We start from the raw sequence: 13456 nt of genomic DNA, 5'->3' as shown, positions 1-13456 counted from the left end.
GGAAGGTCCTTGCTGCAAAGAAGTGGACGGAGTATGGAGCCTCGCGGAGGCTCTCACTCCTTGAAGTAGACGATCTGGTTCGAGGTGGCGAGCAGGGCGCCGGCCTCGCTCCACAGCTGCGCGGCCTGGTCGAAGTAGCCGTTGCGAAACTGCTGGCCGGTGGCGCGCCCGAGGAGGTGGCCGTCGCCCACCTCGGCGAGCTGCGCAGCGTCGACATGGAAATAGGTGGTGATCGACACCGTGCCGATCGGCACCGGCCTGGCGCGCCGCAGCCAGACACGCGGATAGAAGCAGTCGCACAGTGCGGCCAGCGCCGCGAAGTCGAGCGGGCGGGGCGGCGCGTCGCGCAGCCACATGCGGGTTTCGCTGTGGTCGCCGCTGCCGTCCCAGCGGCTCGGGATCGCGCCGCTGATCGGGCGCATCTCGTAGCGGTCGATCCAGGCCACCTTGGCCGGACCGATGCTCAGGCGCTCGACCTCCATCGGCGGCGGCACCTCGGGCATCGGCAGGTCGCTGGCGCCCCAGGTCTCGCGCCGCAGGGCCGTGACCGCAGTGCCCGTGCTCACGACCTGCGGCTCGCCTTCGGCATCGGCCTGCGACATCTGGATCGTCCAGTGCTGCGTCGAGCGGTTGGTGCGCACCGGCACGGCCAGCAACTCGAAGGCGCCGGCCTCCAGCGCCGCGGCGTAGTTCACTGTCAGCGCGACCGGCGCGCCGAGCAGCTCGGGATGCTTCAGCACCGACTGCAGCATCACCGCCGCGGTCGTGCCGCCGAAGGGCCCGACCATGTTCCAGTAATCCATGCTGGTGGCGCCGGTGAACAGGCCGGCGCGGATGTCGCTGTGCGCGAGCGCCAGCGCCTTGTCCAGGGGGTGTGTGCTCATGGCGGGAGTGTGCTCCGGCTGAAGGACTCAGGCAGTCGTCTGCGGGACGCTGGCCGCCGGCGACGAGGTCAAGGTCGCGAGCCGGTGCAGGCTGTCCGCCAGACGCGGCCAGAGGTCGCGGCTGAACTGCTCGCGAAAGAACCCGAAGTGCCCGATGCGCCGGGCCTGCACGTCGGCCGGCGCGATGCGCTGCATCGCCTTGGGCGCGCCCGCGTAGAAGCTCAGCAGGCTTTGCGTGCCTTCCAGCGTCATCAGCTCGTCGTCGGTGATCGACAGCGCCAGCACCGGGAAGCGCACTCGCCCGTAGCTGCGCGCGGCCGCCTCGCCCTCGGCGCCCACGCTGTAGCGCGGGTTCAGGCACCACCGCCGCCATTGCAGGATCACGCCGCGCGGCAGGTCGCCCACCTTGCGCAACCGCCGGCCTGGGAAGTAGCCGCACAGCCGCGTCGCCAGCGGCACCAGCACGAACCAGAAATAGAGAACGCTGCGCTTGAGCCGCGGCGCGTTCTCGCGCCAGTAGCCGCTGCCGGCGGCGATGCTGACCAGCCCGTCCACCTGTTGCGGCCGCTGAAGAAAGCCCGGCAGCTGTGCGCCCAGGCTGTGGCCCAGCAGGTAGAGCGGGCGGTCGGGCCTGGCGGCCTTGGCGGCGTCGATCACGGCTTCGTAGTCGCGCGCCCAGTCGAACAGGTCGGCCTCGAAGCCGCGCAGCGAGGCCCTGCTGCCGCCTGGCCGCGAATCGCCCGAACCGCGGTAGTCGAAGGTCCAGACGTCGATGCCCTCCTGCGCCAGCCAGCCCGCGAAGGGCTCGTAGAAGGCCTGGCGCACGCCCATGGCGCCGCCGATCACCACGCTCGCGCGCTGCGGCCCGACCGCTTCGTAGCGGCGCAGCGCAAGCTGGGCGCCGTCTTCGAGAGTCAGGGTCTTCGGTTGCATGCCGTATCTCCTTCCTTTCCGCGGCAGCCCGCGTGGCTCGCGCGATCAGACCCGCTCGAAGATGCCGGCGGCGCCCTGCCCCATGCCCACGCACATCGTGACCATGCCGTACTTGAGCTTCCTGCGCTGCAGCGCGTGCACCACGGTGGCCGAGCGGATGGCGCCGGTCGCGCCCAGCGGATGGCCCAGCGCGATCGCGCCGCCCATCGGGTTGACCTTGGCCGGATCCAGGCCCAGGGTGTCGATCACCGCCAGCGACTGCGCGGCGAAAGCCTCGTTGAGCTCGATCCAGTCGATGGCGTCCTGCGTCAGGCCCGCGTAGCGCAGCGCAGCGGGAATGGCCTCGATCGGGCCGATGCCCATGATCTGCGGCGGCACGCCCTTGCTCGCAAAGCTGACGAAGCGCGCCAGCGGCTTCAGGTCGAACTGCTGGCAGGCCTTCTCGCTCGCCAGGATCAGCGCACCGGCGCCGTCGGAGGTCTGCGAACTGTTGCCGGCCGTCACGGTGCCGCGCGCGGCGAATACCGTGCGCAGCTTGGCCAGGCCTTCGAGGCTGGTGTCGGGGCGCGGGCCCTCGTCAAGGTTCACCATGCGGGTCTTGGCGACGGTCTCGCCGCTGTCCAGGTCCGGCGTGCGGTCGGTCACCTCGATCGGCGTGATCTCGTCGGCAAACTCGCCGGCCTGTTGCGCCGCAAGTGCGCGCTGGTGGGACTGCAGCGCAAAGGCGTCCTGCGCCTCGCGGCTCACCTTCCATTGCTGGGCCACCTTCTCGGCGGTCAGGCCCATGCCGTAGGCGATGCCGACATCGCCGTCACGCTCGAAGATCGAGGGCGACAGCGATGGCGAGTTGCCCATCATCGGCACCATGCTCATGCTCTCGACGCCCGCGGCGATCATCACCTCGGCCTCGCCGACGCGGATGCGGTCGGCCGCCATCTGCACCGCTGACAGGCCGGAGGCGCAGAAGCGGTTGACCGTGATGCCGCCGACGCTGGTGGGCAGACCCGCCAGCACGGCGCCGATGCGCGCCACGTTCAGCCCCTGCTGCGCCTCGGGAATCGCGCAGCCGCAGACGATGTCCTCGATGACCTTCGGATCCAGGTTCGGCACCGCCGCAAGCGCCGCCTTCAGCGTGGTCGCGAGCAGGTCGTCGGGGCGTGTGTTGCGGAAGTAGCCGCGGTGGGAGCGGCCGATGGGGCTGCGGGTGGCGGAGACGATGTAGGCGTCTTGGAGTTGCTTGCTCATGGGAATTCCTTCAGTTGCGCAGCGGCTTGCCGGTATTGAGCATCCCCATGATCCGCTCCTGCGTCTTGGGATGAAGAATCAAAGAGCAGAAGGCCTTGCGCTCCAGCGCCATCAGGTACTCCTCGCTCACCAGGCTGCCGGCATCGACATCGCCGCCGGTGACCACGTTCGCGATCAGCCCGGCGATGTGGAAGTCATGCGCGCTGATGAAGCCGCCGTCGCGCATGTTGACCAGCTGGCCCTTGATGGTGGCGGCACCGCTGCGTCCGGCGACCTTGAAGCGCCGGCGCATCGGCGCGCGCCAGCCCGCGTCGGCCATCGCCCCGGCCTGCTGCAGGGCGACATGGAGCAGTTCGTCCTTGTTGGGCACGATCACGTCGCTGTCGAGCAGATAGCCCAGCTTCTTCGATTCGAGCGCGCTGGTGCCGACCTTGGCCATGGCCGCGGCGGTGAAGCCTTCGGTCAGGAAGGGCAGCAGGTCGCTGCCGGTCGAAGCCGCCGCGTTCTCGGCCGCACGGCGCGCAATGTAGGTCAGGCCGCCGGCACCGGGCACCAGCCCTACGCCCACCTCGACCAGGCCGATGTAGCTCTCCATCGCCGCGACGCGCTTCGCCGAATAGATGGCAAGCTCGCAGCCGCCGCCCAGCGCCATGCCGCGCACCGCCGAGACCACCGGCACGCCGGCGTAGCGGATCTTGAGCATCACGTTCTGCAGCTCCTGCTCCGCCCCCTCGACCGCGCCGATGCCGGCGACCACGAAGGCCGGCAGCATGGCCTGGAGGTCGGCGCCGACGGAGAACATCTCGTCGGGCGACCAGATCACCATCGCCTTGTACTCGCGCTCGGCCAGCTCGACGCCGGCCGCCAGCGCGTCAGCCACGTCCGGGCTGATGGCGTGCATCTTCGAATGGATGCTCGCAATCAGCACCTCGCCGTCCAGCGTCCAGAGGCGCACATCGCCCTCGTCCTGGATCGTGGTGCCGGCCTGGCTGGCGTCGGGCGAGTTGCTGCCCAGCACGCTCTCGGGAAAAAGCTGGCGTTCGTGCACCGGCAGGCGCCGCTGCGGCACGAACCGGCTCTCCGAGGCGCTCCACGAGCCCTCGGGCGTGTGCACGCCGCCGGCCTCGGCCACCGGGCCCTCGAACACCCACTTCGGCAGCGGCGCATTCGACAGGGCCTCGCCGGCATCGATGTCGTCCTGGATCCACTTGGCGACCTGCGCCCAGCCCGCTTCCTGCCAGAGCTCGAAGGGGCCCTGCTTCATGCCGAAGCCCCAGCGCATCGCGAAGTCCACGTCGCGCGCGCTCTCGGCAATGGTCGCGAGGTGCACGGCCGCATAGTGGAAGCTGTCGCGCAGGATCGCCCAGAGGAAGCGGCCTTGTGCGCCTTCGCTCTCCCGCAGCAGCTTCAGGCGCTGGGCCGCGGGCTTCTTGAGCATGCGGCCGTAGACCTCGTCGGCCTTCTCGCCCGAAGGCACGTAGTCGCCCTTGGCCAGGTCGAAGCGCAGGATGTCGCGACCCGCCTTTTTGTAGAAGCCGGCCCGGGTCTTCTGGCCCAGGTTGCCGAGCTCCAGCAGCTTGGCCAGCACCGGCGGGGTCGCGAAATTGGCGTAGAAGGGATCGGCCTCTGCGCTCAGGTTGTCCTGCAGCGTCTTCACCACATGGGCCATGGTGTCCAGGCCCACCACGTCGGCGGTGCGGAAGGTGCCCGAGCTCGCGCGGCCCAGCTTCTTGCCGGTGAGGTCGTCCACCACGTCGGGCGTGAGCCCGAACTTCTCGACCTCCTTCAGTGTGGCCAGCATGCCGGCGATGCCCACGCGGTTGGCAATGAAGTTGGGCGTGTCCTTGGCGCGCACCACGCCCTTGCCGAGTGCGCTGGTGACGAAGGCCTCGAGCTGGTCCAGCACCTGCGGCTCGGTGGTCGGCGTATTGATCAGCTCGACCAGGAACATGTAGCGCGGCGGATTGAAGAAGTGGATGCCGCAGAAACGCGGCTTGAGCGCCTCGGGCAGCGCTTCGCTCAGCTTGGTGATCGACAGGCCCGAGGTGTTCGAGGCCAGGATCGCATGCTTGGCCACATGCGGCGCGATCTTCCTGTACAGATCGAGCTTCCAGTCCATGCGCTCGGCGATGGCCTCGATCACCAGGTCACATTCGCCGAGTTTCGCGAGATCGTCCTCGTAGTTGGCCTGCTCGATCAGCTCGGCGTCGGACGCGTCGCCCAGCGGCGCAGGCTTGAGCTTCTTCAGGTTGTCGATTGCGCGACTCACGATCCCGTTCTTGGGACCTTCCTTGGCAGGCAAATCGAACAGCACCACCGGCACACGCATATTGACAAGATGCGCCGCAATCTGCGCGCCCATCACGCCGGCGCCGAGCACGGCGACCTTCTTCACTTGAAACTTGGACATGGAATTTCCAACAAATAGATGTCTTACTGGACGCGAACCCAGGTCTGCGTGCGGCCGATGCCGAGCACCGAGCCGCGCACTTCGAGCTTCTTGCCGCCTTCGATGGGCGTGAGCCGCAGCGTGTAGCTCCTGCCGTTCTCGGGGTCGAGGATCTTTCCGTCTTCCCAGACCTCCTTGCCCTCGGCCTTCTTCGCGCCGCGAATGATTTCGAGGCCCACAAGCGGCTTGCCCTTGCGGTCGTCTGTGCATTCGTCGCACACGGCATCCTGCTTCGCTTCCTTGCGCAGCAGCTTCTCGATGCGGCCGTTGAGCACACTGCCGGATTCGGCGATGCGGATCTGCGACTTGGCCTCCCCGGTTTTGTCGTCGATGCTCTGCCAGACGCCGACCGGCGTCATCTGCGCGAAAGCCGCGCCGGCCGACGCGAAGGCGATGGCTGCAAGAAGAAGGCTTCTCATCGCGATCAAGCCAGGGCGGCGTCGGTGTTCATGAGCGGCGCGGCGCCGGCGCGCGCGGTGCGCATGAGCGTCGCGGTCTCGGGGAAGAGCTTGGCGAAGTAGAAGCGCGCGGTCTGCAGCTTGGCCTGGTAGAACGTGTCGGTGTTGCCGGCCGCGATCGCGGCGAGCGCCACGCGCGCCTGCAGCGCGAACATGTAGCCGAACACGAAGTGGCCCGCGACGCGCAGGTAGTCCACCGCCGCGGCGCCCACCTCGTCGGGGTTCTGGAAACCGCGGAATCCCAACTCGGTGGTGAACTTGGTGAGTTGCTCCCCCAGCACCGCGATAGGCGTGATGAACTCGCTCATCTTCTCGTTCACGCCCTCCTCCTCGACCAGCTTCGCGACCAGCTTGCCGAACTTCTTGAGCGTGGCTCCGTTGTTGCCCAGCACCTTGCGACCCAGCAGGTCGAGTGACTGGATGGTGTTGGTGCCCTCGTAGATCATGTTGATGCGGTTGTCCCGCACGAACTGCTCCATGCCCCATTCCTTGATGAAGCCATGTCCGCCGAAGACCTGCATGCAGGCATTGGTCGAGATGTGGCCGTTGTCGGTGATGAAGGCCTTGACGATCGGCGTGAGCAGCGCGACCAGCTCGCCCGCATCCTTGCGCACCTTCTCGTCGGGGTGGTGGTGCTCCTTGTCGAGCAGCAGCGTGCAGAAGATGGCCAGCGCGCGGCCGCCCTCGGCATAGGCCTTGGCGGTCATCAGCATCTTGCGCACGTCGGGGTGCACGATGATCGGGTCGGCCTCCTTGTCCTTCGCCTTCACGCCCGACAGCGAGCGCATCTGGATGCGGTCCTTGGCATAGGCGAGCGCGTTCTGGAAAGCCACCTCGGTCAGGCCCAGCGACTGGTTGCCCACGCCCAGGCGCGCCGCGTTCATCATCACGAACATCGCGGCCAGGCCCTTGTTGGGCTCGCCCACCAGCGTGCCGCTGGCGCCTTCGAGCACGATCTGCGCCGTTGCGTTGCCGTGGATGCCCATCTTGTGCTCCAGGCCGCCGCAGTAGATGCCATTGCGGCTGCCGAGCGAGCCGTCGGGCTTGACGTTGAACTTGGGCACCACGAACAGGCTGATGCCCTTGCTGCCCCTGGGCGCGTCCGGCAGGCGGGCCAGCACCAGGTGGATGATGTTCTCGGCCATGTCGTGCTCGCCGGCCGAGATGAAGATCTTGTTGCCGGTCAGCTTGTAGGTGCCGTCGGGCTGCGGCTCGGCCTTGGTGCGCAGCAGGCCGAGGTCGGTGCCGCAGTGCGGCTCGGTCAGGCACATGGTGCCGGTCCATTCGCCGCTGGTGAGCTTGGGCAGGTAGGTCTTCTTCTGCTCCTGCGTGCCGTGTGCGACCAGCGCCTCATATGCGCCATGCGACAGACCCGGGTACATGGTCCAGGCCTGGTTGGCCGAGTTGAGCATTTCGTAGAAGCACTGGTTGACCACGAAAGGCAGGCCCTGGCCACCGTACTGCGGGTCGCACGACAGCGCGGCCCAGCCGCCCTCGACGTACTTGGCATAGGCCTCCTTGAAGCCCCTGGGCGTCTTCACCTCGTGCGTGGTCTTGTCGAGCACGCAACCCTCCTCGTCGCCCGTGATGTTGAGCGGGAAAGTCACCTCGGCGGCGAACTTGCCGCCCTCTTCCAGCACCGCGTTGATGGTGTCGGCGTCGACCTCCGCATGCTTGGGCAGCGCCTTGAATTCATCGGTGACCTTGAGCACTTCGTGCATCACGAACTGCATGTCGCGAAGGGGCGGGGTGTAGGCGGGCATGGAAAAGTCTCCGGAAAAAAAGAGGAAGAGCGTTCAAAAAAATGTGATCGGGTGCCGCGCGCTCAGCGCACGGGCTTGAGCCTGCGCGACGACTCAGAGGCCGAGGCGGAGGCGGCCAGCGCTTCGGGCGTTGCGCAGCGCGCGAGGATGTTGTCGAAGCCCGCGTTGGCACGCGCCAGCGATTCGGGCGAGCGCAGGAAACGCGCCTCGTAGTGCAGCGCCAGGATCAGCGCGTGGATCTCGAAGGAGATCTGCTTGGCGTCGGCATCGGCCTGCAGCTGGCCTTCCTCCTGCGCCTGCAGCACGGCACGCAGCATGGCGGCCAGCCAGGTGTTCACCGACTCGGCCAGCGCGTCGCGCACCGGCCCCGGCCGGTCGTCGAATTCGACGGCGCCGCTGATGTAGATGCAGCCGGAGTCGATTTCGGCCGAGGTGCGTTTCATCCAGTTGGCGAACAGGGCGCGCAGCCGCGGCAGCCCGCGCGGGGCCTGCATGGCCGGATAGAACACCTCCTGCTCGAAGCGCGCGTGGTACTCGCGCACCACCGAGATCTGCAGTTCCTCGCGGGAGCCGAAATGGGCGAACACGCCCGACTTGCTCATGCCGGTGACTTCGGCCAGCGCGCCGATGGACAGGCCCTCGAGCCCGATCTGCGCGGCAAGGTTCAACGCCGCGTCGACGATGACAGCCTTGGTCTGCTGCCCTTTTTGGGGCGCGCGGGAAAGTTTGGAGGAGCCGGGGGCGGGCATGAGGGGCCTGGCAATAAAACGAACGATCGTGCTATTTTGCAGGCCTTTCGCCGCCGGCTCGATGAAAGCCCGACAGAAGCGGAAGGTTATCGGCGCCTTTGCGAGGCGCAGGGGGTCAGGCCGTCCGGCCCAGGCCGGCCAGTACCCCGAAGCCCATGCCGGCGCGCGATTGCTGTTCCTGCCAGGACAGCCGGTACAGCAGCCCCAGCACCAGCATCGCCCCGAAGAACTGGTAGGACTGCAGCACGTTCCACGTCGTGCCGGCCAGCAGGTTGGTGACGCCGACGAAGGATTCGCTCGACAGCAGGAAGGCCAGCCACAGCAGCGCCGGCGTCGCTGCGCCGAAGGGCTGGCGCCGCAGCGCGACGGGGAACAGCACCGCGAAGATGTGCAGCAGCACGCCGTAGTGGTGGTCCCATGCGATCGGCGAGGCCACCGTCAGGCTGAGCATGACAAGCGACAGGTCCACAGCGGTCGGTTGCTTGCGCACCCGCCAGAACAGCGCCAGGCCGAGGATCAGCGCCGAGGAGAGCGTGGTTGCGAGGTACACGGTCGGATGGAACGGCGGGAAGTCCGTGCCGGACCAGATCCGCCCCGCGCCCTCCAGGTTCACGCCGTTGAACAGCAGCCGGTTCACCAGGCCGTTGACCGACTGGTTGATGAAATAGCTCTCGCCGTGCTGGCCGAGGAAGGACACCACCGGGATGTAGTCGAGCACGTTGGGCAGCCCGTAGAAGGCGATCGCCACCAGGCCGAAGGCGCCGGTGATCCAGGTCGCGGTCCACGCGAAGCTCCACTGCCGCCGCAATGCCGCCCACAGCACCACGATGATCCATTGCGGCTTGATGATGCAGCACAGGGCCATCATCAGCCCGGACAGGTGCGGCTGCCCGCGCTGCCAGGCGAGCAGGGACAGGCCGGCGGCGAGCGTCATCGCGGTCTGGATCTGGCCGTGGTATTCGGAGCGCAGGAGGGGGTAGAAGAGCACGACGCTCAGGAGGCTCAGGGCCGCCAGCGTGCCGCGCGAGATGGCCGGCAGCGCCGGCGGCTCGCCCGGCCTGGACGGCCACTGCACTGCGCCCATGAAGAGCCGGAGGAAGACCGCCGCGATCGCGATCAGGCTCAGCCGCGACAGGATCTTGAAGATGACCACCACCGTCTCGGGCTCCAGGCCCAGCAGGCGCTGCGGCAGGTCCAGAGGCACCAGCGCGGTCAGCGGATACTGGAACTTCACGTGCTGGCCGAAGAAGACCGACTGGTAGAGCAGCTGGTCCGGATGCTCGCGCAGGAAGGCCGAGGCGCGCAGCATCGGCATCCACGAGTCGTCGCCGTTGTGGAAGGACAGCACGAAGCGCAGGTAGCCGAGCGAGCTCTCCCGCGGCTCCCCGACCGAGAGCGTGACCAGCGCGCTCACGACGAGCCCGCTCAACAGCAACATCAGCCACGCCCGCCACACCCCCGCGAGGCGCTGGGACTGGGCCGAGCGCGGCAGGCCCGGAATGCCCGGCTGCAGGCGCCACAGCGCGATCAGCAGCAGGCAGGAAAGCAGGGTCGCAGCCGCGACCACGATCAGGATCTTCATGTCGATGCAGGGAAGAAGGTGAAGCGGATGCCCGGCGCTAGTGCGCCATCCACAGCGCGGCCGCGCCGATGCCGACCGCCAGGCGGCTGACCCAGTCGCGCGCCGCGAAGACCACCGGGTCCTCGTGCAGCGCGCCGCGGATCGCCTTGAGCCAGATGCGCACGGTCCAGAACAGGAACACGGGGATGAGGATCCACAGCCAGGTCGGCTCCTGGTAGCGCGCCAGCAGCTGCTGGTCCTGCAGATAGAGGCTCAGCAGCACGGCGGACATCTGCCCGGCCGCGACGCCGGTACACAGCACGAAGGTCGCATCGCCCGGCTGGTAGCCGCGGTCGCGCTTGAGCTGGACGGCATCGCCGGCGGCGGAGGTGAGCTCCACGTAGCGCTTGGCCAGCGCGAGGCTGAGGAAGATGAAGAGCGAGAAGGAAAGAATCCAGAAGGAGAGCGGCTGGCCCGTCGCCTGCGTGCCGGCCGCCACGCGGATCGTGTAGAGGGCGGCCAGCGAGAACACGTCCACCACCGCGCGCCGCTTGAGGAACACCGAATAGGCGGTGGTCAGCGCCGCGTAGAGCAGCAGCACGGCCACGAAGGACGGGGGCAGCAGCGCCGCGGACAAGGCCAGCGACGCGACGCCCAGTCCGATCGACATCGCGAGCCCGGTGGCCGACGAGATGTCGCCGGCTGCGAAGGGCCGCCGTCGCTTGCGGTGGTGGCGCCGGTCCGACTCCAGGTCCAGCAGATCGTTGAGCACGTAGATGCCCGAGGCCATCAGGCTGAAGGCGAGGAAGGCGAGCACGGCGTCGACCATCAGCGCCTGCGTGAGGTCGTGCAGCACCGGCATCAGCGGCAGGAAGATCAGCACGTTCTTCAACCACTGGTGAGGGCGCAGGCCCTGGAAATAGCGGCCAAGCCCCGCGCGGCGCGGCTTGATCACCGCCTCCACTTCCGTGAGTCCGGCCGCGCGCCGCGCCAGGGCGCCGGAGCGGCTGACCACCACGGCGGCTTTCGAGCCGCGCCAGACTTCCAGGTCCGCGGCGTGGTCGCCGGCATAGCTGAAGCCCATGCCGCGCGTGTCGCGCAGAATGGCCGCCAGCTTGTTCGCACCCTTGACGTTGCGCTCGCCGTCCGAGGCCAGCACCGCGTCGAACAGGCCCAGGTGGTCGGCGACACGCCGCGCCATGCGCGCGTCGCTGGCCGTGGCCAGGATGGTGCGCCGGCCCGATTCTCGGGCGCGGCGTACGAAATCGAGCACCTCCGGCCGGTACGGCAGGGTGCGGACGTCCAGGCGCGTGCGCCGAGCCACCTCGCGCTTGAGCGCGGCCCGCCCGCGCAGCAGCCACAGCGGCAGCGACAACAGCGCGCGCGGAGAGACCCGTACCAGCTTGAGCAGCGACTCGTGCAGGGAGTCGGTGGCGATCAGCGTGCCATCGAGATCGACATAGAGCGGCAGCGGCGCGGTCATCTCAGCCACGCCCCAGAACCACGACACCCACCAGGATGATGGCGATGCCCAGGATCCGCGAGGCGGTCAGCGCCTCGCCGAAGAAGTGCCAGGCCAGGAGCGCCGCGATCACGTAGCCCATCGAGAGCATCGGGTAGGCGACGGTCACGTCCACCCGCGTCAGGGCCAGGACCCAGAGCCCCGCACTGACAAAGTAGCAGCACAGGCCCACCAGGATCCAGGGCTGGGTGGCGGCATTCCAGCCGGCCGCGAACAAGGAGCTGCCGCTGCCGATCGCCACGGGGCCCAGGGCCCGCGCACCTGCCTTGAGCATCAATTGCGCTGCCGAATTCAGCAGCACGCCCGTGAAGATGAGCGAAAACGTGGCGAAGGTCATCTGAAACTTGCAGTCTTTTTGATTACCGCAAGTATCGTGCCCCAGGCGTATTTGTAGGCTAAGCGTTAGATGCTCTCCGACTCGAATGAATGAAATAGTTAACGGTCGATCTCCCGCAGGCGCGTGACGCAGCGGCGGGATGCGGTCGCCGGTGCGCCGGCGTCAGCGCCAGTTCGGGTGCAGTGAACTGATGAGCTTGTTGCAGTCGCCGTGCGTGAGGACTGCCAGCGCCCTGCTCTCGCGGGGCGTCAGCTCCCGCAGTACGAAAGAATCGGCCAGGTCCTCCGCCATCCGCGGCGAAAGGTAGCGTTGCGACCGGGCAGCCGCGACCAGTGCGGCGCGGATCTCGGCGGGCGGGGCCTCCCTTTCGACGAAACCGCTGGCGCCCCAGCGGATCGCCTCCCGCAGCATGTGCGGCGAATGCATGTCGCTGATGACCACGACGCGCACCCCGGCCGCCATCATGCGCAGCAACTGCATGAATGCGCGCAGCCCCTGCGGACCGAGCGCCGGATCCACCAGCGCGATGCAGTCCCCGGCCTCCATGCAGCAGGCGAGCAGGCGGTCCGTGGTGGGCGCCGAGCCCCTGAAAACCAGGCCTTCGGTGCCGTCCACCAGCGATTCGAGGCTGCACGCCAGCGCGGGCGAGGCGACGCCGACTACGACCGCCACTGCGCTGCGGGCCTCCGCCGCGCATTCCTGGCCCGCGAGCGGCGCGGCGAGAGCCGGACCCTGGGACGACACTCTGCGGCGGGGGTTTTCGGCACGCCGATCGCTCATTGCCTTGCTCCTTCGCTTCAGCCTTGCGCCTGGCACAAGGCCTGCACGCTGGGCCACCCGTAGTCGCGGCCCGTCAGTGCGCGCGCAAGAAGATAGTTGTTGAGCGCGCGTGCGCTCAAGCTGTCCATGTGCACCGTGCCGCTGGAATCGCAGGGAAAGGACAGGGCGCGGCCCGTGCCGCTGAGGGAGGGAAAACGCAGCTCGAAGGCGGACTGGGCATCGCCGGAATCAGGGGCAGCGTGCATGGCGGCGTCGTCGTGGGTCATGGCTGTGAAGCGGCTCCAGGAGAAAGTCCTGCACCTCACGCGGGATTGCTTTCGCGCAGGGCGGTTTCGATGCAGGCGAGGAGGTCTTCCGGACGGAAGGGCTTTGTGAGGAAGCAGGTCACGCCGGTCTCCAGGGCCTGCACGCACGCCTGTTCGTCGGCGTAGGCCGTGACCAGGACCGTGGGAATCCGGGCGCCGCAGGAGGCCAGGTGGCGGTACAGGTCGAGCCCCGACATGCCCGGCATGCGCATGTCGGCAACCAGGCAACGGACGGCGCATGTGCCCTTCGATTGCAGGAAACTCTCGGCCGAGTCGAAGGTGGCGCAGGACACGCCGGCGGAGTCGAGCAGGTCCTTCGTGGTGTCGCGAACCGACGCATCGTCGTCCACGATCGCTACGGTCGGCTTGTCGCGTACCCGGGTTTCTTGTTCGGTGTTGGGCATTGGCGCAAGACTAGGCCGATCGCACGCGCAAGACCATTGCACATGCGTCGCGCGCTCTACGACTTT

13 protein-coding genes are annotated in these 13456 nt (G+C 68.0%); all 13 read right to left on the bottom strand.

Annotated elements, in window-relative coordinates; all coding sequences use genetic code 11:
* Nucleotides 1-53: 53 nt before the first annotated feature.
* Nucleotides 54-884, bottom strand: coding sequence for an acyl-CoA thioesterase (locus E5P3_RS04890; protein WP_162584943.1), 831 nt, complete (start codon nt 882-884; stop codon nt 54-56).
* A 27-nt stretch (nt 885-911) separates the two neighbouring features.
* Nucleotides 912-1817 carry an alpha/beta hydrolase family protein gene (locus E5P3_RS04885; protein ID WP_162584942.1) on the bottom strand — a complete coding sequence of 302 codons (906 nt, stop codon included), beginning with the start codon at nt 1815-1817 and terminating at the stop codon, nt 912-914.
* A gap of 45 nt (nt 1818-1862) precedes the next feature.
* Complete coding sequence (locus E5P3_RS04880) at nt 1863-3062, bottom strand: acetyl-CoA C-acyltransferase (protein ID WP_162584941.1); 1200 nt, start codon at nt 3060-3062, stop codon at nt 1863-1865.
* 10 nt (nt 3063-3072) lie between these two features.
* Nucleotides 3073-5472, bottom strand: coding sequence for a 3-hydroxyacyl-CoA dehydrogenase/enoyl-CoA hydratase family protein (locus E5P3_RS04875; RefSeq protein WP_162584940.1), 2400 nt, complete (start codon nt 5470-5472; stop codon nt 3073-3075).
* Between the two features lie 23 nt (nt 5473-5495).
* Nucleotides 5496-5930 carry a DUF2147 domain-containing protein gene (locus tag E5P3_RS04870; RefSeq protein WP_162584939.1) on the bottom strand — a complete coding sequence of 145 codons (435 nt, stop codon included), beginning with the start codon at nt 5928-5930 and terminating at the stop codon, nt 5496-5498.
* A 5-nt stretch (nt 5931-5935) separates the two neighbouring features.
* Nucleotides 5936-7732: an acyl-CoA dehydrogenase C-terminal domain-containing protein gene (locus tag E5P3_RS04865; RefSeq protein ID WP_162584938.1), complete on the bottom strand. Its 1797-nt coding sequence runs from the start codon at nt 7730-7732 to the stop codon at nt 5936-5938.
* A gap of 62 nt (nt 7733-7794) precedes the next feature.
* The gene (locus E5P3_RS04860; RefSeq protein WP_162584937.1) at nt 7795-8481 is read right to left on the bottom strand and encodes a TetR/AcrR family transcriptional regulator; all 687 of its coding nucleotides are present in this window, start codon (nt 8479-8481) and stop codon (nt 7795-7797) included.
* A gap of 115 nt (nt 8482-8596) precedes the next feature.
* The gene (locus tag E5P3_RS04855) at nt 8597-10063 is read right to left on the bottom strand and encodes a glycosyltransferase family 87 protein (RefSeq protein WP_162584936.1); all 1467 of its coding nucleotides are present in this window, start codon (nt 10061-10063) and stop codon (nt 8597-8599) included.
* A 37-nt stretch (nt 10064-10100) separates the two neighbouring features.
* Nucleotides 10101-11525, bottom strand: a complete 1425-nt coding sequence (locus tag E5P3_RS04850) for a UbiA family prenyltransferase (protein ID WP_162589539.1) — start codon at nt 11523-11525, stop codon at nt 10101-10103.
* A gap of 1 nt (nt 11526) precedes the next feature.
* Complete coding sequence (locus E5P3_RS04845) at nt 11527-11901, bottom strand: DMT family transporter (RefSeq protein ID WP_162584935.1); 375 nt, start codon at nt 11899-11901, stop codon at nt 11527-11529.
* Nucleotides 11902-12063: 162 nt separating this feature from the next.
* Nucleotides 12064-12681, bottom strand: a complete 618-nt coding sequence (locus E5P3_RS04840; RefSeq protein WP_162584934.1) for a response regulator transcription factor — start codon at nt 12679-12681, stop codon at nt 12064-12066.
* 17 nt (nt 12682-12698) lie between these two features.
* Nucleotides 12699-12947, bottom strand: a complete 249-nt coding sequence (locus E5P3_RS04835) for a hypothetical protein (RefSeq protein WP_232072984.1) — start codon at nt 12945-12947, stop codon at nt 12699-12701.
* 35 nt (nt 12948-12982) lie between these two features.
* Nucleotides 12983-13390, bottom strand: a complete 408-nt coding sequence (locus tag E5P3_RS04830) for a response regulator transcription factor (RefSeq protein ID WP_162584933.1) — start codon at nt 13388-13390, stop codon at nt 12983-12985.
* Nucleotides 13391-13456: the final 66 nt, after the last annotated feature.

Source organism: Variovorax sp. RA8 (assembly GCF_901827175.1).
Classification (GTDB): domain Bacteria; phylum Pseudomonadota; class Gammaproteobacteria; order Burkholderiales; family Burkholderiaceae_C; genus Variovorax.
The sequence above is the reverse complement of the archived record's forward strand: the minus strand, read 5'-3'. Positions and strand labels throughout refer to the sequence as shown.

Bases quoted from the DNA above. Each gene is read 5' to 3' on its own strand.
- E5P3_RS04890 (WP_162584943.1), bottom strand. From the start codon at position 884: ATGAGCACACACCCCCTGGACAAGGCGCTGGCGCTCGCGCACAGCGAC.
- E5P3_RS04885 (WP_162584942.1), bottom strand. From the start codon at position 1,817: ATGCAACCGAAGACCCTGACTCTCGAAGACGGCGCCCAGCTTGCGCTG.
- E5P3_RS04845 (WP_162584935.1), bottom strand. From the start codon at position 11,901: ATGACCTTCGCCACGTTTTCGCTCATCTTCACGGGCGTGCTGCTGAAT.
- E5P3_RS04830 (WP_162584933.1), bottom strand. From the start codon at position 13,390: ATGCCCAACACCGAACAAGAAACCCGGGTACGCGACAAGCCGACCGTA.
- E5P3_RS04840 (WP_162584934.1), bottom strand. From the start codon at position 12,681: ATGAGCGATCGGCGTGCCGAAAACCCCCGCCGCAGAGTGTCGTCCCAG.
- E5P3_RS04875 (WP_162584940.1), bottom strand. From the start codon at position 5,472: ATGTCCAAGTTTCAAGTGAAGAAGGTCGCCGTGCTCGGCGCCGGCGTG.
- E5P3_RS04835 (WP_232072984.1), bottom strand. From the start codon at position 12,947: ATGACCCACGACGACGCCGCCATGCACGCTGCCCCTGATTCCGGCGAT.
- E5P3_RS04860 (WP_162584937.1), bottom strand. From the start codon at position 8,481: ATGCCCGCCCCCGGCTCCTCCAAACTTTCCCGCGCGCCCCAAAAAGGG.
- E5P3_RS04865 (WP_162584938.1), bottom strand. From the start codon at position 7,732: ATGCCCGCCTACACCCCGCCCCTTCGCGACATGCAGTTCGTGATGCAC.
- E5P3_RS04880 (WP_162584941.1), bottom strand. From the start codon at position 3,062: ATGAGCAAGCAACTCCAAGACGCCTACATCGTCTCCGCCACCCGCAGC.
- E5P3_RS04855 (WP_162584936.1), bottom strand. From the start codon at position 10,063: ATGAAGATCCTGATCGTGGTCGCGGCTGCGACCCTGCTTTCCTGCCTG.
- E5P3_RS04870 (WP_162584939.1), bottom strand. From the start codon at position 5,930: ATGAGAAGCCTTCTTCTTGCAGCCATCGCCTTCGCGTCGGCCGGCGCG.
- E5P3_RS04850 (WP_162589539.1), bottom strand. From the start codon at position 11,525: ATGACCGCGCCGCTGCCGCTCTATGTCGATCTCGATGGCACGCTGATC.